This window comes from Luteimonas sp. A478, assembly GCF_054052025.1.
The window spans coordinates 123,174-146,746 of the sequence record NZ_JBSVRF010000005.1; the positions used below are offsets into that span (position 1 = coordinate 123,174).

General features: G+C 67.4%; 20 protein-coding genes. 12 read left to right on the forward strand and 8 right to left on the reverse strand.

All coding sequences use genetic code 11. The features are described from left to right. Positions 1–25 precede the first annotated feature (25 nt). Positions 26–1,066 (reverse strand): rod shape-determining protein, encoded by a 1,041-nt coding sequence (locus tag ACW7G3_RS11140; protein ID WP_456973105.1) that lies wholly within the window; start codon positions 1,064–1,066, stop codon positions 26–28. 276 nt (positions 1,067–1,342) lie between these two features. Here ACW7G3_RS11140 and ACW7G3_RS11145 point away from each other — a divergent pair, with 276 nt between their 5' ends. Genes ACW7G3_RS11145 through ACW7G3_RS11155 form a run of 3 tightly spaced genes read left to right on the forward strand, consistent with a single transcriptional unit; the run spans position 1,343 to position 4,097 of the window. After that, positions 1,343–2,278 carry a carbohydrate kinase family protein gene (locus ACW7G3_RS11145; protein WP_456982800.1) on the forward strand — a complete coding sequence of 312 codons (936 nt, stop codon included), beginning with the start codon at positions 1,343–1,345 and terminating at the stop codon, positions 2,276–2,278. After that, a complete protein-coding gene (locus ACW7G3_RS11150; protein ID WP_456982801.1) occupies positions 2,275–3,744 on the forward strand; it encodes an MATE family efflux transporter in 1,470 nt (489 codons plus the stop codon). Before ACW7G3_RS11145 ends, ACW7G3_RS11150 begins: the two co-directional genes overlap by 4 nt. After that, on the forward strand, positions 3,741–4,097 hold the full coding sequence (locus ACW7G3_RS11155) for a putative signal transducing protein (RefSeq protein WP_456982802.1): 357 nt from the start codon (positions 3,741–3,743) through the stop codon (positions 4,095–4,097). The genes ACW7G3_RS11150 and ACW7G3_RS11155 overlap by 4 nt, the downstream gene beginning before the upstream one ends. A gap of 22 nt (positions 4,098–4,119) precedes the next feature. Here the strand turns inward: ACW7G3_RS11155 and ACW7G3_RS11160 are convergent, their stop codons facing one another. The 3 genes from ACW7G3_RS11160 to ubiE all read right to left on the reverse strand — a co-directional run bounded on the left by ACW7G3_RS11160 (position 4,120) and on the right by ubiE (position 7,809). After that, a complete protein-coding gene (locus ACW7G3_RS11160) occupies positions 4,120–4,848 on the reverse strand; it encodes a hypothetical protein (protein WP_456982803.1) in 729 nt (242 codons plus the stop codon). After that, entirely contained in the window at positions 4,845–6,875 is a 2,031-nt protein-coding gene (locus ACW7G3_RS11165; RefSeq protein ID WP_456982804.1) for a M1 family metallopeptidase, read from the reverse strand. Before ACW7G3_RS11165 ends, ACW7G3_RS11160 begins: the two co-directional genes overlap by 4 nt. A 175-nt stretch (positions 6,876–7,050) precedes the next feature. Beyond that, positions 7,051–7,809: a bifunctional demethylmenaquinone methyltransferase/2-methoxy-6-polyprenyl-1,4-benzoquinol methylase UbiE gene (gene ubiE / locus ACW7G3_RS11170; protein ID WP_456973093.1), complete on the reverse strand. Its 759-nt coding sequence runs from the start codon at positions 7,807–7,809 to the stop codon at positions 7,051–7,053. 80 nt (positions 7,810–7,889) lie between these two features. Between ubiE and ACW7G3_RS11175 the strand changes: the two genes are divergently transcribed. Next, positions 7,890–8,354 carry a nucleoside deaminase gene (locus ACW7G3_RS11175; protein ID WP_456982805.1) on the forward strand — a complete coding sequence of 155 codons (465 nt, stop codon included), beginning with the start codon at positions 7,890–7,892 and terminating at the stop codon, positions 8,352–8,354. Between the two features lie 93 nt (positions 8,355–8,447). Continuing rightward, positions 8,448–9,440 (forward strand): glutathione S-transferase family protein, encoded by a 993-nt coding sequence (locus ACW7G3_RS11180; RefSeq protein ID WP_456982806.1) that lies wholly within the window; start codon positions 8,448–8,450, stop codon positions 9,438–9,440. Positions 9,441–9,452: 12 nt separating this feature from the next. Here ACW7G3_RS11180 and ACW7G3_RS11185 read toward each other — a convergent pair whose 3' ends face one another. Continuing rightward, on the reverse strand, positions 9,453–10,739 hold the full coding sequence (locus ACW7G3_RS11185) for an acyltransferase family protein (protein ID WP_456982807.1): 1,287 nt from the start codon (positions 10,737–10,739) through the stop codon (positions 9,453–9,455). A 285-nt stretch (positions 10,740–11,024) separates the two neighbouring features. Between ACW7G3_RS11185 and ACW7G3_RS11190 the strand changes: the two genes are divergently transcribed. From ACW7G3_RS11190 to cueR, 3 genes are all read left to right on the forward strand, one after another. After that, positions 11,025–12,419, forward strand: a complete 1,395-nt coding sequence (locus ACW7G3_RS11190) for a KamA family radical SAM protein (RefSeq protein ID WP_456982808.1) — start codon at positions 11,025–11,027, stop codon at positions 12,417–12,419. Between the two features lie 200 nt (positions 12,420–12,619). Then, positions 12,620–15,100 (forward strand): heavy metal translocating P-type ATPase, encoded by a 2,481-nt coding sequence (locus ACW7G3_RS11195; protein ID WP_456982809.1) that lies wholly within the window; start codon positions 12,620–12,622, stop codon positions 15,098–15,100. Next, positions 15,097–15,501, forward strand: coding sequence for a Cu(I)-responsive transcriptional regulator (gene cueR / locus ACW7G3_RS11200; RefSeq protein ID WP_456973082.1), 405 nt, complete (start codon positions 15,097–15,099; stop codon positions 15,499–15,501). Before ACW7G3_RS11195 ends, cueR begins: the two co-directional genes overlap by 4 nt. A gap of 21 nt (positions 15,502–15,522) precedes the next feature. Here cueR and ACW7G3_RS11205 read toward each other — a convergent pair whose 3' ends face one another. The 3 genes from ACW7G3_RS11205 to ACW7G3_RS11215 all read right to left on the reverse strand — a co-directional run bounded on the left by ACW7G3_RS11205 (position 15,523) and on the right by ACW7G3_RS11215 (position 20,035). Then, the gene (locus tag ACW7G3_RS11205; protein ID WP_456982810.1) at positions 15,523–16,929 is read right to left on the reverse strand and encodes a YbjN domain-containing protein; all 1,407 of its coding nucleotides are present in this window, start codon (positions 16,927–16,929) and stop codon (positions 15,523–15,525) included. An 85-nt stretch (positions 16,930–17,014) separates the two neighbouring features. Continuing rightward, complete coding sequence (locus tag ACW7G3_RS11210) at positions 17,015–17,812, reverse strand: TSCPD domain-containing protein (protein WP_456973078.1); 798 nt, start codon at positions 17,810–17,812, stop codon at positions 17,015–17,017. Positions 17,813–17,884: 72 nt separating this feature from the next. Beyond that, positions 17,885–20,035 carry an adenosylcobalamin-dependent ribonucleoside-diphosphate reductase gene (locus tag ACW7G3_RS11215; RefSeq protein ID WP_456982811.1) on the reverse strand — a complete coding sequence of 717 codons (2,151 nt, stop codon included), beginning with the start codon at positions 20,033–20,035 and terminating at the stop codon, positions 17,885–17,887. 480 nt (positions 20,036–20,515) lie between these two features. Here ACW7G3_RS11215 and ACW7G3_RS11220 point away from each other — a divergent pair, with 480 nt between their 5' ends. The 4 genes from ACW7G3_RS11220 to ACW7G3_RS11235 all read left to right on the forward strand — a co-directional run bounded on the left by ACW7G3_RS11220 (position 20,516) and on the right by ACW7G3_RS11235 (position 23,563). Beyond that, positions 20,516–21,997 (forward strand): trypsin-like peptidase domain-containing protein, encoded by a 1,482-nt coding sequence (locus ACW7G3_RS11220; RefSeq protein ID WP_456973074.1) that lies wholly within the window; start codon positions 20,516–20,518, stop codon positions 21,995–21,997. Between the two features lie 79 nt (positions 21,998–22,076). After that, positions 22,077–22,487: a DUF883 family protein gene (locus ACW7G3_RS11225; RefSeq protein WP_456973072.1), complete on the forward strand. Its 411-nt coding sequence runs from the start codon at positions 22,077–22,079 to the stop codon at positions 22,485–22,487. A 36-nt stretch (positions 22,488–22,523) separates the two neighbouring features. Beyond that, positions 22,524–23,042, forward strand: a complete 519-nt coding sequence (locus ACW7G3_RS11230; protein ID WP_456982812.1) for a phage holin family protein — start codon at positions 22,524–22,526, stop codon at positions 23,040–23,042. Continuing rightward, positions 23,039–23,563 (forward strand): protein sip-5, encoded by a 525-nt coding sequence (locus ACW7G3_RS11235; protein WP_456982813.1) that lies wholly within the window; start codon positions 23,039–23,041, stop codon positions 23,561–23,563. The genes ACW7G3_RS11230 and ACW7G3_RS11235 overlap by 4 nt, the downstream gene beginning before the upstream one ends. Positions 23,564–23,573 lie beyond the last annotated feature (10 nt).

Genomic DNA, 23,573 nt, shown 5'->3' on the forward strand with positions numbered 1-23,573 from the left:
GACGGCAGGTACGCCCGCACCGGACTCAGTCGGAAGAGAAAAACTCGTTGCCGTGCATGTCCAGCAGTTCCAGCGCGCGTCCGCCACCGCGAGCCACGCAGGTCAGCGGGTCCTCGGCGACCTGCACGTGCAACCCGGTTTCCTGGCTCAGCAGCTTGTCCAGGTCCTTCAGCAGGGCGCCGCCACCGGTGAGCACGATGCCGCGCTCGGCCACGTCGGCGCTCAGCTCCGGCGGGGTCTGCTCCAACGCCTGGCGCACGGCCTCGACGATGCCGGCCAGCGGCTCGCGCAGCGCGTCCAGCACCTCGCTGGCCTTGATGGTGATCACCTTCGGCACGCCCTCGGCCAGGTGGCGGCCGGAGATCTCGGTTTCGAGGTTCTCCTCCTGCGGGCAGGCGCAGCCGATTTCCAGCTTGATCCGCTCCGCGGTGGCATCGCCAATCAGCATGCCGTGGTTGCGGCGCACGTAGTTGATGATCGACTCGTCGAAACGGTCGCCACCCACCCTGGCCGACTGCGAATACACCACGCCGTTAAGTGCGATCACTGCGACCTCGGTGGTGCCGCCGCCAACGTCCACCACCATCGAGCCGCGGGCCTCGGTCACCGGCATCCCGGCGCCGATCGCGGCGGCCATGGGCTCTTCGATCAGCGAAACGTCGCGGGCACCGGCCTCCAGGGCCGAATCCTTGATCGCGCGCTTTTCCACCTGGGTGGAGCCGGCCGGCACGCAGATCAGCACCCGCGGGCTGGGCCGGAGGAAACGGCTCTTGTGCACCTTGCGGATGAAATGCTTGAGCATTTCCTCGGTGTAGGTGAAGTCAGCGATCACCCCGTCCTTCATCGGCCGGTGGGTGGTGATGTTGCCCGGGGTGCGGCCAAGCATCTGCTTGGCTTCCGCGCCGACCGCGGCGACGGTCTTCTGGCCGCCGCTGCCCTGGCGGACTGCGACCACGGACGGCTCGTTGAGCACGATGCCCTGGCCGCGGACGAAAATGAGGGTGTTGGCCGTGCCCAGGTCAATGGACAGGTCGTTGGAGAACATGCCGCGGAACTTCTTGAACATCGGGCGTAGGGTCCGTGCAGGGCGCACGCGCCGGGGCGCGGTACGCGGAAAAACAATAGGGGGATCGGCGGGGGCCGGAGGGGCGGACAAGCGTAACAAAATCGCGACCCCGCGAGGTTATCCGACTATCACGAATCCGGTCTCCAGGCCCCGCCCCGGCGCGATTTCCAGGCGCTTTTGCCAACCGTCCCGGGCCCGGCGGCCGCCTTCCCGACTGGCCTCCGCGCAGCCGGACCGTTAATCTAGCGCCCTTTGTGCACTCAAGAGCCTTTCGCGATGTCGGTCCTGATCTGCGGTTCCCTTGCCTACGACACCATCATGGTGTTCCCGGACCAGTTCAAGAACCACATCCTGCCGGACAAGGTCCATATCCTGAACGTTTCATTCAACGTGCCGCAGATGCGGCGCGAGTTCGGGGGCTGTGCCGGCAACATCGCCTACAACCTGAAGATGCTGGGCGGCGAGCCGGTGCCGATGGCGACCGTGGGCGTGGATTTCGCGCCGTACCGGCAGTGGTTTGACGACAACGCGATCCGCCTGGACCAGGTGAAGGTGCTGGAGGGCATGTTCACGCCCCAGGCCTTCATTACCACCGACCTGGACAACAACCAGATCACCGCCTTCCACCCGGGCGCAATGATGCGCAGCCACGAGAACCATGTGAAGCACGTGCGCGGGGTGGAATTCGGCATCGTCAGCCCGGACGGGCGCGAAGGCATGCTGCAGAACGCGCGCGAATTCGCCGAGGCCGGGATTCCGTTCATCTTCGACCCGGGCCAGGCCATGCCGCTGTTCAACGGCGAAGAGCTGCGCGAGTTCATCGACCTGGCGGACTACATCGCCGTCAATGACTACGAGTCCAACCTGCTGCAGGAACGCACCGGGCTGAACGAAGAGCAGATTGCCAGCCGGGTGAAGGCCTACGTGGCTACCCGCGGCCCCAAGGGTGCCTGCATCCGCGCCGACGGCAAGACCTACGAAGCCCCTCCGGCGCGCGAACGCAAGGTGACCGACCCGACCGGCTGCGGTGACGCCTTCCGCGCCGGCCTGATCCACGGGATCATCCGCGGCCACGACTGGGAAACCATCGGCCGGATGGGCAACCTGATGGGCGCGCTGAAGGTGGAGCACCACGGCACCCAGAACCAGCGCTTCAGCTACGAAGAATTCGCGGCGCAGTTCCGCGAGCAGTTCGGGTACGAACTGGGGTGAGTCCGCCCCGCCCTCCGGTCCGCACTCGCGACCTGACCGAGGGCCCGATTGGCCGCACCCTGCTGCTGTTCGCACTGCCGATTCTCGGCGCCAACGTGCTGCAGTCGTTGAACGGCTCGGTCAACGCATTCTGGATCGGACGGTTCCTTGGCGAGGCGGCGCTGACGGCGATCACCAACGCCAACAACGTGCTGTTTTTCCTGCTGGGCGCGGTGTTTGGCCTCGGCATGGCGGCGACCATCCTGGTAGCGCAGGCCAGCGGGCGGCGCGATACGGCTGAAGCACGCCGGGTAATCGGAACCGCAGCCACGTTCTTCATTGCACTGTCGCTGGTCGTCGCGCTGGCCGGGCTGCCACTCTCGCGCCAGCTGCTGCAGTGGATGGGCACGCCTGCCGAGGCCCTGCCGCACGCGGATGGCTACCTGAAGGTGATCTTCCTGGCGGTGCCATTTTTGTACATGTTCACCTTCCTTTCGGCGGTGCTGCGCGGCGCCGGCGATGCGCGCACGCCGTTCCGGTTCCTGATGCTGGTCGTGGCGCTGGACGTGGTGCTGGTGCCGCTGTTGGTGTTCGGCGTGGGCCCGCTGCCGGCACTGGGCATGACCGGCGCGGCGGTGGCCACGGTGATTGCCAACGCCGTCAGCCTGACCGCGATGCTGCTGTGGCTTCGCCATCGCCGCCATCCGCTGTGGATCAGCCGCCACGAGCGGCACCTGTTCAAACCGGACTGGACCCTGGTGCGCACGCTGGTGTTCAAGGGCGTTCCGATGGGCGCACAGATGGTGGTGATCTCGCTGGCGATGATCGCGATGATGACCATGATCAACCAGCACGGCACCACCGTTACCGGCGCATATGGCGCGGTGCTGCAACTGTGGACCTATGTGCAGATGCCGGCCATGGCCATCGGCGCGGCATGCTCGTCGATGGCGGCGCAGAACGTGGGCGCCGGGCAGTGGGGGCGGGTGGACGCCACCGCGCGCACCGGCCTGGGCTTCAACCTGCTGCTCACCGGCACGCTGATCGCCGCGCTGCTGCTGCTCGACCGCTGGATCCTGGCCGCGTTCCTGCCCGAGGGCAGCGCATCGCTGGAGCTGGGCCGGCAGATCAACCGCATCGGGATCTGGTCGTTCCTGTTCTTCGGTGCCACCTATGTGCTGTTCGGCGTGGTCCGCTCCACCGCCGCGGTGATCCCGCCGCTGCTGATGCTGGGACTGGCGCTGTGGGGCGTGCGCGTGCCGTTCGCCAACTGGCTGCAGCCTTCGCTCGGCGTTGATGCAATCTGGTGGAGCTTTCCGGTCAGCGCGGTGGCCGCGATGCTGTTGGCGCTGGCCTACTACCGCTTCGGCCGCTGGCGCCAGGCCACCATGCTGCCGCCAGAGGAAGAGCTGCCGATCCCGGCGGACATCCCCGCGCAGCCGCCCGCCCCCGTGGCCGCACCCTGCCCGCGCAGCGAGCCGGCATGATCTCGGTCTACCAGGCGGCGCACGGGTTCGACGCGTATCTGGTGCGGGATCTGTTGGAGCAGGCCGGCATCCCGGCCCAGGTGCGCGGCGAGTACCTGCAGGGCGCGCTGGGGGAAGTGCCGGCCAGCGGGATGGTCACGGTGTGGGTGGCCGGGGCACACGCCACCCAGGCACGCGAGCTGGTCCTGGACTGGGAGCAGTCAACGCCAGATGGACCGGTGGAGGTGGAGATCGGCGACCAGGCGCAACCTGTCCTCCGGCCCGCCCGCCGCGGCAGCCGCGCCACCGCCCTGATCGCGGCAGCACTGCTGCTGCCGGTCCTGTGGTGGGCGCTGACCCGCCTGCTCGCCTAGTCCGGCCGCACTCGCCGGCCAGTCAGTCCCAGGGCACCCTTGCGCGGTCGAGGCCCGCCACTTCAAATTCAGCGGTGCGGGCGCCATCCGGCTGCACCGGAAACTCGATCACCAGCTGCTGCGCACCATCGATGGCCCGCCACAGCGCGCGGTTGTCATCGATGAACATCGCAATCGCCTCGTCGGTATCCGGACGGTTGGCGGCCATGCGCCGCGGCTCGCCATCGTCGATGGTCACGGTGACCCGGCAGGCGCGGTAACAGGCGCGGGCAAAGTCGCCGCCCGGCAGCACCAGGTAGCTGCTGCGGCCCCAGTCCGGATGGTCGCGGAAGATCAGCTGCACCTGGCCGCGAGCGCCGCCGATCTCCGCGGGCTCCTTCGAACGGATCTGCGCCGAGCGCTGCTGTCCGCCTTTCACTTCCTGCACGTTGTAGGTCCACAGCCGCGCGGTGCGGTCGGCCTCGCGGATGGCGTCGGCCTTGTCCTTGACCTCATCGAACTGCCCGCCTACGCGCTGTGCGGCTTCGGTGTCCGGCCAGCGCGCCAGCAGCACATCGGCGTGGGCCTTGGCCAGCGCCCAGTTTTCGTCCGACACCGCCGTATTGAAGCCGGCCTCTGCCTCGGTGGCCTCACGCTCGCTCACCGCGGCCTGGGCCTCGGCGCGCGCCTGCGCTTCGGCCTCGGGATCGCCACAGGCGGCCAACGCCACCGCGGCTGCCAGCATCAGGGCAAGACGTGCGCCCGCCCTCATGACGGATCCACCGCCTCGTCAGCCGTATCGCCTTGCACGCCGTCCTGCAAGCCTTCCAGCACCGGCGACACCGGTGCGGGCGCCGCATCGCCTGCCGGCTGCGCGCGGGCGATGACCTGCTCCACCGAAGCCGTGGTGATCGGGTGGTAGCCCGGGCGGGCGCGTTCCAGCACGTCCTTTGCCAGGGCCAGGCCCTCGGGCGTCTGCACCAGCGCCTCGTACACCGGCATCACCAGCTTGCGCCGGCCGATGCGCTCCAGGAACGCCTCCATTTGCGACTGCGCAATCGCGTAGCCACTGCGCACCGCCAGCGGGAACCAGCGCATGGCGATCTCGCCGTTGGGGGTGTCGCTGAACATGTAGGCGGTATCGAGCTGCGCCATCTGCTCCAGGCTCAGCGTGTCCGGCATGCCTTCCAGAAAGTGGATCCATTCCTGGGTGCTCCACTCCAGGGTCAGCTGCGGCGGCGGCAGCTGGTCGCTGCCGCGCCATGCCAAGCGTGCGGAATCCACCAGGCCCAGGCGCGGCGACAGCACCTGCGGCGCCGACATCGGAATGCCCGGCTGGTACAGCCATTCGTTAAGTTCTGTCTCACTGACCGCGGTCGGGTTCTGCGATACCAGCTCCGCCTTGAGGTACTCCACGAACTGGGGGGTGGTCATGCTCTGGAACGCGAAGTGGTCGAAGTACTGGCGCAGGAAGGCGTCCAGGGTCTCGCGGCCGAAGCGCTCCTCCAGGAACTGCAGGAACCACGCGCCCTTGTCATAGGCCACCGAGCTGAAGGTGTCCTCCGGGTCTGCGGCATCGTCCGGCTGCACGGCCAGCACCTGCAGACCGGGGCGCACGCCCTCGATCTCCTGTTCCAGTCCGCGGCGCGAGATCACCCACTCCATGTCGGCGAACTCTTTGCCGTAGATCTCCTCGACGATGCGGTTCTCCACGTACGAGGTGAAACCCTCGTTGAGCCACATGTCCTTCCAGCTGGCGTTGGTCACCAGGTTGCCCGACCAGCTGTGGGCCAGCTCATGCGCAATCAGCGACACCAGCGACTTGTCGCCCACGATCACCGTCGGGGTGATGAACGACAGGCGCGGGTTTTCCATACCTCCGTAAGGGAAGGACGGCGGCAGGATCAGCAGATCGTAGCGGCCCCAGCGGTAGTCGCCGTACAGCGATTCCGCGGTCTGGACCATCTTTTCGGTGTCTTCGAACTCGGCCACCGCCGCGTCCACCGTGGCCGGCTCGGCCCACACGCCGACACGTTCGGAGATCGGCTTGAACACCAGGTCGCCGGCGGCAATCGCCATCAGGTAGGACGGGATCTTCTGCGGCATGGTGAAGTGGTATTCACCGTCGCGCCCGGCGTCCGGATCGTTGTCGGCGCTCATCAGCACCATCACGTCCGGGCGGGTGGTGATGCGCGCGCTGTAGGTGTAACGCACGCTGGGCGTGTCCTGCAGCGGCACCCAGCTGCGGGCGTGGATGGCCTGCGACTGGCTGAACATGAAGGGCAGCTCGCCGCCCTCGGTCATGGACGGCTCCAGCCACTGCAGGCCGGAGGCTTCCGGGGCCGTGCGGTAGGTCACGCGGACCCGTTCCGGGCGCTCCGGGGTCTGCACGATGAGCCGGCTGCCGAACACCGGATCCTCGTCGTCCAGGGTGAATTCGAGCGGCTGCCAGCCGCTGCCCGCCTCGCCTTCCACCTGCTCAATGGTCAGATCGCGGGTGTCGAGCAGCAGCTCGGTCGCCTCACCGTCCTTCCATTCCAAGGTGTAGCTGGCGGTACCGGCGAGGGTGCGGGTGTCGAAATCCAGCGCCAGATCCAGCGCCAGGTCTTCAATCACCACCTTGTGCGGCTCGGCGTAGGAATGCTCGTCGCGGTCGATGGTGGTCACGGCGGCCTCCGGTCGTGGCGCCGGAGTGGCGGTCTCCGGGGTTGGCTCGCGCTGGCAGCCCACGGCGAGCAGGGCGAACAGGGGCAACGCCATCAGGGGGGTCAGGCGGGATCGGATCAGGGGAAAACGCATGGCAGGGCCAGTCCTCGGAGGATCGGAACTCCCAAGTCTACCGCCGCTCAGGAGGTGTCATGCACCCCTGTGCGGAACTCTCGGCGCCATGGATGGCGCCGCGAAGCCTCCATGGATGGATTTACGGCGTGTTCCGCACAGGGGCGCTGCACCGGCCTGCCCGCGTTGCCAACGGTCAGACCTTGTAGCCGTCGTGGATGGCGACGATGCCGGCCGACAGGTTGCGGTAGCCGCAGCGCGCGAAGCCGGCCGCTTCCATCATCGCCTTCAGCTCTTCCTGCGGCGGATGCTGGCGGATCGATTCGGCCAGGTACTGGTAGCTGTCGGCGTCGCTGGCAAACAGCCTGCCCAGCCGCGGCAGCACCTTGAAGGAATGGAAGTCGTAGATCGGCTTGAACCAGTCCACGGTGACCTCGGAAAATTCCAGCACCCGGGCCTGGCCGCCCACTTTCAGCACCCGGTACATCTCGCGCAGGGCAGCGTCCTTGTCGGTCACGTTGCGCAGGCCGAAGGCGATCGTGACGAGGTCAAAGCTTGCATCCGGGAACGGCAGCGCCTGGGCGTTGCACTGCACATGCTTGAAGCCACGCACCTGCCCGCGGTCGGTCATGCGATCGCGGCCCACGCGCAGCATCTCGCCGTTGATATCGCCCAGCACCACCTCGCCGTCCTCGCCCAGGCGCGGACGCAGCAGCGCGGCGATATCGCCCGTGCCGCCCGCCAGGTCCAGCACCCGGTCGCCAGGCTTCACCAGCGCGGTAGCGGTGAAATAGCGCTTCCAGATCCGGTGGATGCCCAGGCTCATCAGGTCGTTCATCAGGTCGTAGCTACCTGCGACCGAGGAAAACACCTGGCCAACGAGTTTCTGCTTCTCGCCCACCGGCACGTCGCGGAAGCCGAAGTGGGTGGTACCGGATTTGTCGGATGCGCTCATGCGGGGAATTATCGCACCCTCCGGGGTGACGGTGCCGCCGTGGCTGCCTATCCTCGGTCATCCTTCATCTGGAACCGGCCATGACCACGCCCAATTACCGGCCCGACTACCGCGCCCTGCTTGAAACCGCCGTTGCCGAGGCCCGCGCGGGCCTGGCCGAGGGCGGCATCCCGATCGGCGCCGCCCTGTTCCACCGCGACGGCACCCTGCTCGGCCGCGGCCGCAACCGCCGGGTGCAGGAGAACGACCCCTCGGTGCACGGCGAGACCGACGCTTTCCGCAAGGCCGGCCGCCAGCGCAGCTACCGCGACACCATCATGGTCACCACCCTCTCGCCGTGCTGGTACTGCAGCGGCCTGGTGCGCCAGTTCGGCATCGGCACCGTGGTGATGGGCGATACGGTCAATTTCCACGGCGGCCATGACTGGCTGCGCGAGCACGGGGTGGAAGTGATCGATCTCGACGACGCCGGCTGCATCCGCATGATGGCCGACTGGATCGCCGCCAATCCCGGTGTGTGGAACGAGGACATCGGCGTCGACTGAGCGGCCGCGCTGGAACGCAACGGACTGCCAGCGCAACGCGGCGTCCACCCGCGACGGTGCATCCTTGGGCGACGCAACCTGAGGAGATCGGCCATGGGCCTGTTGATCGACGGCCGCTGGGTCGACCAGTGGTATGACACCTCCAGCACGGGCGGGCGCTTCGTTCGCACCGATGCCCAGTTCCGCAACTGGATCACCTCCGACGGCAGCGCCGGCCCCAGCGGCGAGGGTGGCTTCAAGGCCGAAGCCGGCCGCTACAGGTTGTACGTGTGCCTGGCCTGTCCCTGGGCCCACCGCACGCTGATCTTCCGTACCCTGAAGGGACTGGAAGAGATGATCCCGGTGTTCGTGGTCAACCCGTACATGGCCGAAAAGGGCTGGACGTTCGAACCCGGAGACGGCGTGGTCCCCGACCCGGACGGCGCGCGCTACATGTACGAGGTTTACCAGCGGGCGCAGTCCGATTACAGCGGCCGGGTCACCGTGCCGGTGTTGTGGGACACGCAGCGCAACACCATCGTCAACAACGAGTCCGGTGAGATCATCCGCATCCTCAACTCGGCCTTCGACGACGTGGGTGCAAAACCGGGCGACTACGCGCCGCAGGAACTGCTCGCCGACATCGACGCGATCAACCAGCGGGTCTATGACGCCATCAACAACGGCGTGTACAAGGCCGGCTTCGCCACCGAACAGGACGTGTACGAGGAGGAAGTGACGAAGCTGTTCGAGGCGCTGGATGAAATGGACGGACGCCTGGCCGAACGCCGCTACCTGCTCGGCCAGCGCATCACCGAGGCCGACTGGAGGCTGTTCACCACCCTGCTGCGTTTCGATCCGGTGTATCACGGCCACTTCAAGTGCAACCTGCGCCGCATTGCCGACTACCCGAACCTGTCCGGCTACCTGCGCGAGCTGTACCAGTGGCCGGGTGTGGCCGCGACGGTCAACTTCGACCACATCAAGCAGCACTACTACCGCAGCCACGACACCATCAACCCGAACGGCATCGTGCCGCTGGGGCCGATCGAGGATCTGGATGCCGCGCACGGCCGCGGGCACCTGCCGGCCGATCCGGCACCGTAACCGGCGTGCCGCTCAGGCCCCTGGCTGCGGCGCTCGCGCGCGCAGCAACCATGAGGCCGCCGCCACGCCCGCCAGGCCGATCAGCGCGCCCGGCACCACGCCCAGTGCCAGCGCCGCACCCAGTCCGCCGAACAGGGCAATGCCGCCAGCAATGATCGCCGCGTCGCCACCGGCCTGCTCCACATCGCGTCGGCGGCGCATCTCGAAGCCCACCACCAGCGCCATCACCGGGGCCACCACCAGCGCGCAGAGGCCGATCCACAGCAGCCGACCCAGCCAGAACCCCGGCTGGCCCGGATCACCCGCATCGATCGGCGCGCCCAGGCGCTCGCCCAGCCACGCCGCCGGCAGCTCGGCCAGCTTGTGCCACAGATACAGCGGCATCCCCAGCGCACCCAGCACCGCCACCACCCGCGCCACCGGGTGCCGGGCCAGGAACCGACGAGCCGGCGCTTCGAACAACAGCACCAGGCCCACCTGTACCCACATCACCCCGATCAGGGCCAGGGTGGGCGGCAGCATGTTGTTGCCGGCCAGCTCCACGCCGACCATTGCCACCGGATAGCCGCTGGCGATCGCCGCAGCGAGCCATGCCACGCCAAGCAGCAGCCAGGCAGCACCGGCACGCGCGCCGGCAAAGCGGCCCTGCTTCCAGGCAACGCCCAGCTGCTGGGGCAGCAGCCACACCGCAAGCATGTTGATCCAGCCGATGCCGGGCGCGCTTTCGCGCACGCGTGCGCCAAGTTCAAGCAGATCGGCAGGTGCGCGTATGCCGGCACGAACCAGGTCCGCCACCGCCGCCAGGGCCACCAGCCCGGCCACCGCACCCAGTCCGAACCTCCGATCGGCCCGCACCGCCAGCGGCAACAGCGCCTGCACAGCCAGCAGCATCAGCAGGAACCACAGGTGGATGGTGAGCGAGGTATTGAATGTTTCCAGCAGCCGCCCGCCGGTGAACAGCGCCATCAGCGCAAGCGCGGCGAGCACGGCGAGATAGGTCACCGTGGGCCGGGCCAGCCCAAGCGCACGCCCTGCCCACCAGCTCCGCTGCGACCCGCCATCGTCCAGTCGCCGCAGCACACCCGGCGTGCTGACCGCGGCCGACACGAAGACGAACAGCGGCACCACCTGCACCAGCCAGGTGATCGCTCCGGCCGCATCCCAGATGCCAAGCAGGTGGTCGGTGCCGGCAAGTCGGCCCTGCTCCATCCGTGGCAGCGTCGCGATCCAGTGGCCGAACACGACCACCAGCAGCGCACCTGCACGCAGGGCATCGGGATACCGGTCGCGTTCGCTCATGCGCGGATCATACCCAAGGCACTTGCGCAGGCCCGGGGCACGCATCTGCAGCGGCCACTGTCGTTTGTTACCCTGACTGAGGACTGCCGCGCCGAGCCGCTCAAGACGGGGTGCGCCCTGGCAGTCCCTTCGCTGGTCGGGGACACCTTCTTTACTTCGCGGCTCTGTCGCGGGCACTCGTTCGCCCGCGCTCCTGCCCACCCGGCCCCAAAAATCGATTTCCAGGCGGCAATTCCGCAGGGCACCCGTGCCCCGCGACTGGCGTCCTCAACTGTGGAGATTTCTATGGAAGCACTTGCGCACGCCTATCAGCCGGGCCAGACCGGGGAAGAAGCAGACACCGCCGCACACTTCTCCCCGCGTCAGTTCAAGGTCTATACCCATCGCCAGCTTGAGAGCATCAAGCAGGTCCAGGCGCTGCCGGAGGCGATGCGGTTCGAGATGAAGGTCGTCAGCCAGGTGCTGCCGTTCCGGGTCAACGACTATGTGCTCGAGGAACTGATCGACTGGAGCAACGTGCCCGATGATCCGATCTTCCGTCTGGTGTTCCCGCAGCGCGGAATGCTGCTGCCGGAGCACTTCGACGAAGTGGCCGCGCTCGTTCGCAATGAGGCCACCAGCGCGGAGATGGCGCCGGTGATCAAGCGGGTGCGCGATGCGCTCAACCCCCATCCGGCCGGCCAGATGGACCTCAACCTGCCCATGCTCGACGGCGAGCCGCTGCCCGGCATGCAGCACAAGTACCGCGAGACGGTGCTGTTCTTCCCCAGCCAGGGGCAGGTGTGCCACAGCTACTGCACCTTCTGCTTCCGCTGGGCGCAGTTCGTGGGTGACAAGGAGCTGCGCTTTGCCTCCAACGAGGCAGACCAGCTGCACGCCTACCTTGCCGCCCACCCGGAGGTCAGCGACCTGCTGATGACCGGCGGCGACCCCATGGTGATGAAGGCCCGGCACCTGCGCAATTACCTCGAAGGCCTGATGAAGCCCGAGCTGGCGCACGTCACCAATATCCGCATCGGCTCGAAGAGCCTGACCTTCTGGCCGTACCGGTTCGTGACCGATCCGGACGCGGACGAGGTGCTGGCGCTGCTGCGCGAGCTGGTGGAAGCCGGCAAGCACGTGGCCTTCATGGCCCACTTCAACCACTGGCGCGAGATGGAAACGCCGATCTGCCGCGAGGCCATCCGCCGCATCCGCGCCACCGGCGCGCAGATCCGCACCCAGGCGCCGCTGCTGCACCACATCAACGACGATGTCGATGTCTGGACGCGGATGTGGAGTACCCAGGTGCAGCTGGGCATGGTGCCGTACTACATGTTCGTGGAGCGCGACACCGGCGCGCGCCATTATTTCGAGGTGCCGCTGGTCAAGGCCTGGGAGATCTACCGCGAGGCCATGCAGCGCGTATCCGGCCTGGCCCGCACTGCGCGCGGCCCGTCGATGTCGGCGGACCCGGGCAAGGTTGAGATCCAGGGCGTGACCGAGATCAACGGTGAGAAGGTGTTCGTGTTGCGCCTGATCCAGGGACGCAACCCGGACTGGGTGCAGCGCCCGTTCTTCGCCAAGTACGACGAAACCGCCACCTGGCTGCCGGACCTGAAGCCCGCGCTGGGCGCGGAGAAGTTCTTCTACGAAGAAGAGTTCTCCGACATGAAGGAAGAAAAGCTGGCCCTGATCTAGCCGGCAATCGATCTGTAGGAGCGCGCCACGCGCGCGAAACCGCGTGAATCGAAGCATCGCCGACCGGCTTCGGTTACCGCGTCGTAAACGAAGCCGCGTTCCGGCGCCAAGTGTCACGCGGCTTCGCGCGCATGGCCGCGCTCCTACGAGGAAATCCGCGGCCTTGACCTTCCCATAGTGGGAAGGTCTATGCTGCCGGCATGACACAAGAAAAGATCAGCTTTCCCGTCCAGGGCATGAACTGCGGGTCCTGCGTGGGCCGGATCGAGGCCGCGCTGGGCAAGGTGGACGGCGTGGCCAGCGTGGCGGCGAACCTCGCCGCCGGGCGCGTCACCGTGCAGGCCGCGGCGGGACGCACGCTGGACCACGGCACCCTGGTGGAAGCACTGGAAAAAGCCGGCTACCCCGTCCCTGCCACGTCCACCACGCTGGTCATCGAGGGCATGCACTGCGGCTCCTGCGTGGGCAACATCGAGCGCGCCCTGCTGGCCGTCCCCGGCGTTGAAGAAGCCAGCGTCAACCTTGCCACCGAGCGGGCCACGGTCCGCGGCACTGCGGCGGGGCAAGCGGTGCTGGCGGCAGTGGCACAGGCCGGCTACGGCGCCCGGGTCGTGGATGCCCTTGCGTCCGCTGACAACGACGAAGCGGCGATCCGCCAGGACGCCGAGCGCACCAGTTTGCGCCGGGACCTGCTGGTGGCCATCGCCCTGGCCCTGCCGGTGTTCATCCTGGAAATGGGCTCGCACCTGTTGCCGCCGATGCACGACTGGGTGGTGCGCAACGTGGGCCTGCAGAACAGCTGGTACTTCCAGTTCGTGCTGACCTCGCTGGTGCTGGCCTGGCCGGGCCGGCGCTTCTATACGGCCGGCATCCCGGCCCTGCTGCGGCTGGCACCGGACATGAACTCGCTGGTCGCGGTCGGGACCCTGGCGGCCTGGGGCTACTCGGTGGTGGCCACCTTCCTGCCGGACGTCCTGCCCGAAGGCACCGTCAACGTGTACTACGAAGCCGCCGCGGTGATCGTGGCGCTGATCCTGCTTGGCCGCTGGCTGGAGGCGCGGGCCAAGGGCCGCACCTCCGAGGCAATCAAGCGTCTGGTCGGGCTGCAGCCGCGGCAGGCGCGAGTCTCGCGCGATGGCCAGATCGTGGAGATCCCGATCGACGAAGTGGCAGACGGTGACCTGGTGCACGTACGCCCCGGCGAGCGCGTACCGGTAGACGGAGAGGTGGTCGAGGGCACCAGCTGGATCGACGAATCCATGGTGACCGGTGAACCGGTCCCGGTGGAGAAATCACCCGGCAGCAGCGTGGTGGGCGGCACCGTCAACCAGAAGGGCGCGCTGGTGCTGCGGGCCACCGCGGTGGGCGGCAAGACCGTGCTGGCGCAGATCATCCGCATGGTCCAGGAAGCGCAGGGCGCCAAGCTGCCGATCCAGGCCGCGGTGGACCGGATCACCCTGTGGTTCGTACCCGCGGTCATGGCCGCGGCCGTGCTGACATTCCTGATCTGGCTGGCGTTTGGGCCCTCTCCGGCGCTGACCTTTGCCGTGGTCAACGCGGTGGCGGTGCTGATCATCGCCTGTCCCTGCGCCATGGGTCTGGCCACCCCGACTTCGATCATGGTCGGCACCGGCCGCGGCGCCGAGCTGGGCGTGCTGTTCCGCAACGGCCAGGCGCTGCAGCTGCTGCGCGAGGCGCGGGTGGTGGCGGTGGACAAGACCGGCACGCTGACCGAGGGGCGCCCGTCGCTGACCGACCTGGAGCTGGCCGAGGGCTTCGCGCGCGAAGAGGTGCTGCGTCTGGTGGCGGCGGTGGAGTCGCGTTCGGAGCATCCGATTGCGCGGGCCATCGTGGACGCTGCCGCGGAGGAAGGGATTCAGATGCCCGACCCGGAGGAGTTCGAGTCAATCACCGGCATGGGCGTGCGCGCCAGCGTCGATGGCCGCTCGGTGGAAGTGGGCGCCGACCGGCACATGCGCTCGCTGGGCCTTGCTGTGGACACCTTCGCCGCGGTCGCCGAGCGCCTGGGCAGCGAAGGAAAGTCGCCGATGTACGCAGCGATCGATGGCCGTCTGGCCGCAATCCTCGCCGTCGCCGATCCGGTCAAGACCGATACCGCCGGCGCCATCGACGCCCTGCACGCGCTCGGCATCAAGGTGGCCATGGTCACTGGCGACAACGCCCGCACCGCGCGCGCGATCGCCGATCGACTCGGGATCGACGAGGTTGTGGCCGAGGTCTTGCCCGACGGCAAGGTGGACGCGGTGCGCAAGCTGCGCGAGCAGCACGGCCGACTGGCCTTTGTCGGCGACGGCATCAACGATGCCCCGGCACTGGCCGAGGCCGACGTGGGCATTGCCATCGGCACCGGCACCGATATCGCCATCGAGGCCGCCGACGTGGTGCTGATGTCCGGCAGCCTGCAGGGCGTGCCCAATGCCATCGCCCTGTCGCAGGCCACGATCCGCAACATCCGCCAGAACCTGTTCTGGGCCTTCGCCTACAACGTGGCCCTGATCCCGGTGGCGGCCGGCGTGCTGTATCCGGCCTTCGGGATCCTGCTTTCGCCCATGTTCGCGGCCGGCGCGATGGCGCTGTCCAGCGTGTTCGTGGTCACCAACGCGCTGCGGCTGCGCGGCTTCCAGCCGGCGGCGCCCGCCACGGCGGCGAGCGCGCGATGAACATCGGCGAAGCGTCCAGCGCCTCCGGCGTCTCGGCCAAGATGATCCGCTACTACGAACAGGCCGGACTGATCCCGGCGGCCAGCCGCAGCGCCTCCGGCTACCGCATCTACGACGATGCCGACGTGCACCGCCTGCGCTTCATCCGCCGCGCCCGCGACCTTGGCTTTTCAGTCGCCGAGATCGGCGAGCTGCTGGACCTGTGGAACGACCGCTCGCGCCGCAGCGCCGACGTCAAACGCCTGGCCAGGACCCACATCGCCGACCTGCAGGAGCGCATCGCCAAACTGCAGCAGATGGCCGACACCCTGCAGACCCTCGCCGACTGCTGTGCCGGCGACGACCGGCCGGACTGTCCGATCCTGGAAGGCCTGCAAGAGAGCGGCGCGGCGCGCGCATAGCGCAGCGGCGAATGCCTGGTCCTACGGCCCCGCCACGCGCAGGGCCAGCACGCTTGTCTCCACTTCTTCCTTGCCACCAAAACGCTTGGTGGCCACGTGCTCCATGTGCTGCACCACGCCGGTGAACGGGTCGATGCGGTAAGTGACCGTGGTACTGAAGCTGGCATCACGGCCCAGCGCCTCCAGCTCCCGGTCAATCAGCTCGTCGGCACCTTCATGGCCGTCCACAACGCCGCCGATCAGGTGCCGCGCCGCAGCGCCGATTACAGACCAGGTGGCTTCCGGATCCGGCACGATGGTCCACACCAGCTCGTAGTGCCCGGGCACCTGCTGGGAAGCGCGCAGCAGCATGGTGTAGTTCATGGGAATGGTCTCACCGCCGAACGGGCTGGCACCTTCGTCCTGGTAGGCATACTCCCGGTCCAGCTGCAGGCCTCCGCCTGCCGGAAAGTTGTACGCCACCAGCAGTTCGGCCAGCTGGCCCTCCAGCACCTGGGGAGCGGTCAATGCGTCAAGCATTGACTCCATCCCCGCCATCCCGGCCGACACTTCATCGACCACGTTGCCTTCCATCAGCGCAGCGCCGAGGTTGGTGAACATCCCGCGCATGGTTTCCCGATACAGCGGCTGGATCTGTTCCAGGTTGGCGATCGCGGTGTAATGGCCCTCGTCATCCAGCTCCACTTCCAGCACGATCCCGTCGAACGCGCGGATCGCATTGGAGAGGACCTCCTCCAACTCCGCCGGGGCCCCCTCCACGTCAACGCTGGTCTGGCTGGACATCCAGCGCTGCAGGTAGCCGTCGGCATCTGCGTCGCCGTCCAGCCAGATACGGGTCAGGCCGCTGGAACGGATCTCCACGCGTCCCGCATCACTGGCGTTGACCGAGGCATGGCTGCTGTCATACAGCAGGGAGCCACCCGGCAGCGGCGCCATCGGCCATGCAATCCGCTCCTCTTCCCAGCTGCCACCATTGCGATGAAAGTCCATCGCCCGGGTGAACGAATCCACCAGTCCCTCCCAGATGCCCAGGTGGGTGCGCAACTGGCTGGCGTGATCGGCGTGGGTCATTTCCACGTCCATCAACAGGAACGGATCGCTTTCCGCGTCCAGAAAGCTGCGCCCATAGCGATAGTCGCGGTTGAAGTCATTGACCATGTCCGCGGTGGCACCGTCCGCAAGGTCCAGCCCAAGGCGGAACTGCAACGCCTCGCAGGCGCCGTCCTCGCAGTCGTAGAAATAGATGCGGTAGCCCAGCTCCCCCACCCCGGTGAGGATCAGCGGATCCCCCACGCCATCCTGGTCCAGCTCCGCGCTGTGCCCCACCTCTTCCAGCAGGGTCATCACCTCTGGGCCGGTGACCGGCCCGCCCCCGGCGACAGCCACCGACAGCGGCGCAAACAGCGCCAACAATGCCGCGTACTTCATCCACTCCCCCTGTGCCCGCCCGCAGGCGGAAGCGACTGGGCCCGTATGCGGGCGGGCCCTGCCCCGGGTCAGGCCGGCCTCCGGCCTACCCGCACTTGCTGTAGCCGCAATTCAGACACGTGGCGCAGCCATCCATGATCACGATGGCCTTGGTGCTGCACTTGTGGCACATGGTGGCCGAGGGCGGGAAGCTGGTGCCGTCGCCGGTGACTGCAATGTCCTCACCGGCGCCGTCCCGGCCCTGCTCGCCCAGCAGGTCGCCTACCGGGCCGGCGTCTTCGGCGCGGCTGGTGGCGTCAGCGTTTTTTTTTGAGCGGTCCTCGTACTGGCGCCGCTTCTCGGCGATCAGCGCGCGCTGCTCGTCGCTCATGTCCGGATCGTGCAGCAGGCCGATGCTCTTCAGGTGCTCTTCAACGATGTAGCCCAGCTCGGCCACCAGCGAGGGCATGTACACGCCGCCGGCCTTGAAGTAGCCGCCACTGGGGTCGAACACAGCCTTCATTTCCTCCACCAGGAAGGTCACGTCGCCGCCCTTGCGGAACACGGCGCTCATGATCCGGGTCAGCGCCACGATCCACTGGAAGTGCTCCATGGACTTGGAGTTGATGAAGATCTCGAACGGGCGGCGCTGCTCGTGCTCGGTGCCGGCGTTGAGCACGATGTCGTTGATGGTCACGTACATGGCGTGCTCCACCAGCGGCGACTTGATCTTGTAGGTGGAGCCGATCAGCACGTCGGGGCGCTCGATGCGCTCGTGCATCTGGATCACTTCGGCAGCCCGCGGCGCCTTGCTTTCGGCTGCCGGCGCGGACACGGGTTCCTTTTTGTCATCCGGGGTGACAACGGAGTATCCGGTGATCTTCTTCTCGATCCTGAGGGTCATTTGCGGGTCTCTCGGTAATGCGTTGCGTCGTTGGGTCCGGCCTGGCTGGCCGCGCTGCGGGAGGCGGCCAGGTCAGAACTTGCCGTAATAGCCTTCCTTCAGGGCGTCGAACAGGTTGGCCGCGGTATGGGTCTCCCCGTCGTAATCGATCTCCTGATTGCCCTTGGCCTCCACTACCTGGCCGTCCTCCAGCTCGAAGCGATAGGTGGTGTTCTCCAGGTCCTTCTCCTTGACCAGCACGCCCTGGAAAGCGGCCGGGTTGAAGCGGAAGGTGGTGCAGCCCTTCAGGCCCTGGCGGTGGGCATAGGTGTAGATGTCCTTGAAGTCCTCAAACGGATAGTCCGTGGGCACGTTGGCGGTCTTGGAGATCGAAGAGTCCACCCACTTCTGCGCCGCGGCCTGCACGTCCACATGCTCCTTGGGCGTGATGTCGTCGGCGGAGATGAAGTAGTCCGGCAGCTGCGCTTCCGGATCCTCGGAGTACGGCATCGCCTTGGGGCTGATCAGCTCGCGATAGGCCAGCAGTTCGAAGGAGAACACGTCCACCTTTTCCTTCGACTTCTTGCCTTCGCGGATCACGTTGCGGCTGTAGTGGTGCGCGAACGAAGGCTCGATGCCGTTGGAGGCGTTGTTGGCCAGGCTCAGCGAGATCGTGCCGGTCGGCGCGATCGAGCTGTGGTGGGTGAAGCGCGCGCCGGCTTCGGCCAGCTCCTCCACCAGCTCAGGGGCCACCGTGGCCACCTTCTGCATGTAGCGCGAGTAGCGGGCATGCAGCACCTTGCCGGAAATCTCCTGGCCGACCTTCCAGCCGTCCTTCTTCATCTCCGGGCGCTTGCGCAGCATTCCGGCGGTCACGGTGAAGCGCTCTTCCATGATCGGCGCGGGGCCTTTTTCCTTTGCCAGCGCCAGGCCGGTTTCCCAGCCGGCAACGGCCATGTCACGGGCCACGCGCTCGGTGAACTCGCAGCTTTCCTTCGAGCCGTACTTCATCCGCAGCATGGTCACCGTGCTGCCCAGGCCGAGGAAGCCCATGCCGTGGCGACGCTTGCGCATGATCTCGGCGCGCTGCTGCTCCAGCGGCAGGCCGTTGATCTCCACCACGTTGTCGAGCATGCGGGTGAACACGTGCACCACTTCGCGGTACTCGTCCCAGTCGAATTCCGCCCGGTCGGTGAACGGATTGCTTACGAACTTGGTGAGGTTGATCGAACCCAGCAGGCAGGCACCGTAAGCCGGCAGCGGCTGCTCGCCGCAGGGGTTGGTGGCGCGGATGTCCTCGCACCACCAGTTGTTGTTCATCTCATTGACGCGGTCGATCAGGATGAAGCCCGGCTCGGCGTAGTCATAGGTGGACGCCATGATCATGTCCCACAGGTGCCGGGCCTTGACCTTGCCGTAGATCTTGCATGCCACCAGGCCGTCATCGCGGACGATGTAGCCCTCGTGCTGCGGCCAGTCACGCCAGACCACCTGCTCCGGATCCTTCAAGTCCAGGTCGTCGACTTCCTTCTTGCTGACCGGGAACACCAGCGGCCAGTCGGCGTCGGTGTCCACCGCCTCCATGAAACCATCGGTGATCAGCAGCGACAGGTTGAACTGGCGCAGGCGCCCGTCCTCGCGCTTGGCGCGGATGAAGTCGCGCACGTCGGGATGCGACACGTCGAAGGTGCCCATCTGCGCACCGCGACGGCCACCGGCCGAGGAGACGGTGAAGCACATCTTGTCGTAGATATCCATGAACGACATCGGACCCGAGGTGTAGGCTCCCGCACCCGCAACAAACGCCCCGCGCGGGCGCAGGGTGCTGAACTCGTAGCCGATGCCGCAGCCGGCCTTCAGGGTCAGGCCCGCTTCGTGGACCTTTTCCAGGATGTCGTCCATCGAGTCGCCGATGGTGCCGGACACGGTGCAGTTGATGGTGCTGGTGGCGGGCTTGTGCTCCAGCGCACCGGCGTTGGAGGTGATGCGACCGGCAGGGATGGCCCCGCGGCGCAGCGCCCACAGAAAGCGCTCGTACCAGTAGCTGCGCTTCTCGGCATCGCCCTCGGCATCGGCCAGGGCGCGGGCCACGCGCTGCCAGGTTCCGTCGATGTCGGCATCCAGGGCTTCACCCTGCTTGGTCATCAGGCGGTATTTCTTGTCCCAGATGTCCAGCGATGCGGGCTGCATCGGGATCTCCAGCGCCTTGCGCTTGGGTACCGCCTCCAGGCGAACCGTGCTCATGCTGTGTTGTCTCCTGTTCTCCGGCCCGGAGCTGTCCGGACACGCGTTGTTCTGTAGGGCCGCCGCCGGCCTGTTGGCGCCGACGGCAATACACGCCGCGCAGCGCGCTACGCAGCGGTCATGGAATAATTTGCGTGGTGCACGTCACAGTAAGCATGTTCCGGCGCCGTCCCCCGCGACGATGGGTCCTGTTCATACGAACCCCCATTGCTTGTGCCATGTCCACTTCGGTAACCCCAAGATGTAGTGGCCAGCGGCACTCAAAACTACGCCCCGGGGAATCGTAAGTCAAACAAAACCGGTCAGCACGGCGAGGGACTGGCACGGTCGCGATTCAGCATTGGCGAGGCGGGATGGAAAGTGCGCCCATCGCCCCGCTCGAGTGGCTTCCGTGGGGCCGGGCGGACTACGCTTGACCCTCGCCGAACGTGCCCCACTTCACGTATCTGCAACCCTCCGTGCGAGATAAACAGGAGCATCATGCGCCCGCTTCCCACCGTTCTGGCCCTGGTTGTTGCCGCCGCGTTCGGCGGCCTGGTGGCCACCGTATTGCGCGACGGCCTGCCGCCGGCCCTGGCCCAGCCAGCGTCCGTCGAACTGGCTGATCCCACAGGGCGGACGCTGCCTGATCTCGCCCGCCCCATGCCTGTCGCGCTGCCGACCGCCGTGGAGGGCCAGCCCCTGCCTTCGCTGGCGCCCATGCTCGAGCGGGTGACGCCCGCAGTGCTGAGCGTGCACACCCGCCAGCGGGTACGCACCCAGAGCCCGTTCGGCGATGACCCGTTTTTCCGGCGTATGTTCCCGGAACTGGCGCAGGAGCGGATCAACGAATCACTGGGCTCGGGGGTGATCGTGGATGCGGAGCGCGGCCTGGTGCTGACCAACCACCATGTGATCGAAGTGGCGCGCGGCGCCGAAGCGGTATCGGTGTCGGTGACCCTCAGCGACGGGCGCACCATGGAAGCAGAGTTCATCGGCTCCGACCCGGAAACCGACATCGCCCTGATGCGCATCCCCGCCGAGGATCTGACCGCGGTGCCGCTGGCCGACAGCGGCACCCTGCAGGTGGGCGACTTCGTGGTCGCCGTGGGCAATCCCTTCGGCTTCAGCCAGACGGTCACCTCGGGGATCGTCTCGGCGGTGGGCCGCAGCAATGTGCCAGGGGTGGGTTATCAGAACTTCATCCAGACCGACGCCTCGATCAACCCGGGCAATTCCGGCGGTGCGCTGGTCAACCTGCGCGGCGAGCTGGTCGGCATCAACACCGCCAGCTTCAACGTGCAGGGCAGCATGGCCGGCAATATCGGCCTGGGCTTTGCGATTCCTTCCAACCTGGCCGGCAGCGTCATGCGCCAGCTCTACGCAACCGGCGAGGTCCGCCGCGGCACGCTGGGCATCGATACCCAGACGGTGGATGCGCAGCTCGCCCGCGGCCTGGAGCTGGAGACACCGCGTGGCGCAGTGGTGACCCGCGTGCATGCGGGGTCGTCCAGCGCGCAGGGTGGTCTGCGCGCCGGCGATGTGATCATCGCCGCCAACGGCCAGCGCATCGACAACAGCGAATCGCTGCGCAACTTCCAGGGCCTGCAGCCGCTGGACACCGAGGTCACCCTGGAAATCATCCGGAATGGGCGCACCATCAACGTCAGTACCCGCCTGATGGAAGTGCCTCGCGACGGCGCCAGCTACGACCCGCGCCTGGCCGGTGCCACCCTGGCCGACCTGCCTGAAGCGCTGCGGCGCAGCGCCGGTGACCGCGTGGGCGGCGTGCGGATTGAAAGCGTGGAGTCCGGCAGCCGCGCCGAGCGCAATGGCCTGCGCGCCGGCGACCTGATCCTGGCTTCGTCCGGCGGACCGTTCCGGGACCTGGCCGGCTTCCGCGCTGCGCTGTCCGAATCGCCGGAGGATCTGGTGCTGATCGTGCAGCGCGGCCGCTCGCGTGGCCAGGTCCGTCTGCAATAGCAGCCGTGCTCGCATGGCGTGCACAAGGCATGCTACAGACTCACAAACTCGCCCCACCACCACCCACAGGAGACATCCGATGAACGACCCCTCCACCGATTCGGTCAAGACCAACCCTTCCGCAGAGTCGGTCAAGGTGAACCCCTCCAGCGACTCGGTCAAGAGCAACCTTGGCGAGGCCAGCAGCCACCTCAAGCAGGCCGCCCGCGATGCCGGCGATGCCGTCCGCAGCGCCGCCAGCGTTGCCGGAGATGAGCTCAAACAGGGCCGCGCCAACGTCAGGAGCGACCTGGCTGATACCGCCCTGTCCGGCAAGGCCGCAATGGAAGACCTGAGCGAAGCCGGCAAGGAACAGCTTGACCAGGTGATGGACAAGGGCCGCGACCTGGTGGACAGCGCTGCCGACCTGATCCGCGAACGCCCGCTGGCTTCGTTCGGCGTGGCATTTGCCGCAGGCTGGATCATCGCCAAACTGGCGCGCAGCCGGTAATCCCTCACGTCTTCACCCAAGCAGCCGGGGCATGCCTTGAACGATGATCATCCCGACAGCGCCGGTGCGCAGGACGCCGCCGGACCCGCTGGGGAAGCACCGCATCTGGACGAAAGCGTCCGCCGCGTCACCGCGGCCGGACGCCAGACCCTTGCCTCCGGGCGCGACGCCGCCCGCGCCCTGCGCCGCCTGTTCCGTGCCGACCTGGCGCTGGCTCGGGCGGCCCTCGGTCGCGCGGCGGTGTGGTTGGCCCTGACCGTCGTGTTCGGCACTTCCGCCTGGCTGTTGACCATCACCTTCCTGGTCATCCTGCTGCATTCCTTCGGGCTGAGCTGGCTGGCTTCGGCCCTGATCGCGGCAGCGCTCAATTTCGTCATCACCGCACTGGCCGCGTGGCGCGTGGTCGTTTACGCCCGGCATACCGGGCTCCAGGCCACCCGTCGCCAGCTCAACCGCCTGGGCCTGCTGCAGGACGATGAGGACGAGGACGAGCACGAGGACAACAGCGGACATCCGGGCGCCGGGGCGCCGGTGCCGCAGGGGCCACCCGCATGAACTTCCAGCAGCTGAAACGTCGGGTCGAACGCGGCGAAACCCTTGTGGAAGGCCGCTTCCTGCAGACCCGGGAAAGCCATGAACGCATGAACCGCGAATGGCGCGAGGCGTGGACCCCGCTGCGGATCGTGGTGGCCGGCCTGGTGGCCGGCTTCGTCATGGGCCGCGCGGAGCCGGAGAAGGCCTTGAAGCAGCTGGGCAAGTTCGGAAGTCCCCGCACCCTGCAGCTGGTCGGCTCCATGGCCGGGCTGGTGGGCTCGATCCAGGCCGCCATCGCGGCAATGACCGCCAAGAGTGCCGCTGAAACCGCTGACGGAGCCGCTGAAACAGCCGAAGAAGCCGCCCAGACCGCGGCGGAAGCGGATGCCGGCACGGCACCCGGAGCCGCCGCGCCTGCCGGTATGCACACCGCCGGGCCCGCAACCGGGCCGCAGCCCCGAACCGACCGTCGCCAACCCGAGCCTCCCTGGGACCACCAGCCGTCGCCCGCCGAGGCGGCGACCGAACTGTCCGAACGCTAGGAGGCCAGCC

Coding starts and splice junctions, on each gene's coding strand:
- ACW7G3_RS11140 (WP_456973105.1), bottom strand. CDS start 1,066: ATGTTCAAGAAGTTCCGCGGCATGTTCTCCAACGACCTGTCCATTGAC.
- ACW7G3_RS11145 (WP_456982800.1), top strand. CDS start 1,343: ATGTCGGTCCTGATCTGCGGTTCCCTTGCCTACGACACCATCATGGTG.
- ACW7G3_RS11155 (WP_456982802.1), top strand. CDS start 3,741: ATGATCTCGGTCTACCAGGCGGCGCACGGGTTCGACGCGTATCTGGTG.
- ACW7G3_RS11160 (WP_456982803.1), bottom strand. CDS start 4,848: ATGAGGGCGGGCGCACGTCTTGCCCTGATGCTGGCAGCCGCGGTGGCG.
- ACW7G3_RS11165 (WP_456982804.1), bottom strand. CDS start 6,875: ATGCGTTTTCCCCTGATCCGATCCCGCCTGACCCCCCTGATGGCGTTG.
- ubiE (WP_456973093.1), bottom strand. CDS start 7,809: ATGAGCGCATCCGACAAATCCGGTACCACCCACTTCGGCTTCCGCGAC.
- ACW7G3_RS11175 (WP_456982805.1), top strand. CDS start 7,890: ATGACCACGCCCAATTACCGGCCCGACTACCGCGCCCTGCTTGAAACC.
- ACW7G3_RS11180 (WP_456982806.1), top strand. CDS start 8,448: ATGGGCCTGTTGATCGACGGCCGCTGGGTCGACCAGTGGTATGACACC.
- ACW7G3_RS11185 (WP_456982807.1), bottom strand. CDS start 10,739: ATGAGCGAACGCGACCGGTATCCCGATGCCCTGCGTGCAGGTGCGCTG.
- ACW7G3_RS11190 (WP_456982808.1), top strand. CDS start 11,025: ATGGAAGCACTTGCGCACGCCTATCAGCCGGGCCAGACCGGGGAAGAA.
- ACW7G3_RS11195 (WP_456982809.1), top strand. CDS start 12,620: ATGACACAAGAAAAGATCAGCTTTCCCGTCCAGGGCATGAACTGCGGG.
- cueR (WP_456973082.1), top strand. CDS start 15,097: ATGAACATCGGCGAAGCGTCCAGCGCCTCCGGCGTCTCGGCCAAGATG.
- ACW7G3_RS11205 (WP_456982810.1), bottom strand. CDS start 16,929: ATGAAGTACGCGGCATTGTTGGCGCTGTTTGCGCCGCTGTCGGTGGCT.
- ACW7G3_RS11210 (WP_456973078.1), bottom strand. CDS start 17,812: ATGACCCTCAGGATCGAGAAGAAGATCACCGGATACTCCGTTGTCACC.
- ACW7G3_RS11215 (WP_456982811.1), bottom strand. CDS start 20,035: ATGAGCACGGTTCGCCTGGAGGCGGTACCCAAGCGCAAGGCGCTGGAG.
- ACW7G3_RS11220 (WP_456973074.1), top strand. CDS start 20,516: ATGCGCCCGCTTCCCACCGTTCTGGCCCTGGTTGTTGCCGCCGCGTTC.
- ACW7G3_RS11225 (WP_456973072.1), top strand. CDS start 22,077: ATGAACGACCCCTCCACCGATTCGGTCAAGACCAACCCTTCCGCAGAG.
- ACW7G3_RS11235 (WP_456982813.1), top strand. CDS start 23,039: ATGAACTTCCAGCAGCTGAAACGTCGGGTCGAACGCGGCGAAACCCTT.